Genomic DNA, 336 nt, shown 5'->3' on the forward strand with positions numbered 1-336 from the left:
TCGATGACGCAGCACGACGAGCAAGAGCTGCTCGACTTGATCGACAAGAAGGACGCATTGATCGAGACACTCGAGCAAACCGTCACAAAGATGAGAGAATCTTTGAGTATGTTGAACGTATGAAGCTGCACCTAGCCATGCGCTTAATACAACGTCATCGTGATGATATGGCTATCAGATGGGCGCAAGGAGAAACCGCGGATGACGCCCCTGATAAATTTGATCAGCGGCAAGTGGCACTACTCAACGAGTTTGCACAGCACCATGGTATTGAGGACCACGATAAAGCGGTGGAATTTACCGCGCACTTACGCCAAGTGGCCAAACGTTTTGATC

The 336-nt window shown here is 49.7% G+C and carries 1 protein-coding gene; it reads left to right on the forward strand.

The genetic code is table 11. The features are described 5' to 3' along the window. On the forward strand, positions 1–336 hold a 336-nt coding region (locus EI162_RS15005), incomplete at both ends, for a hypothetical protein (RefSeq protein WP_192524997.1).

The sequence above is a fragment of the Psychrobacter sp. FME6 genome (assembly GCF_014861365.1).
Classification (GTDB): domain Bacteria; phylum Pseudomonadota; class Gammaproteobacteria; order Pseudomonadales; family Moraxellaceae; genus Psychrobacter.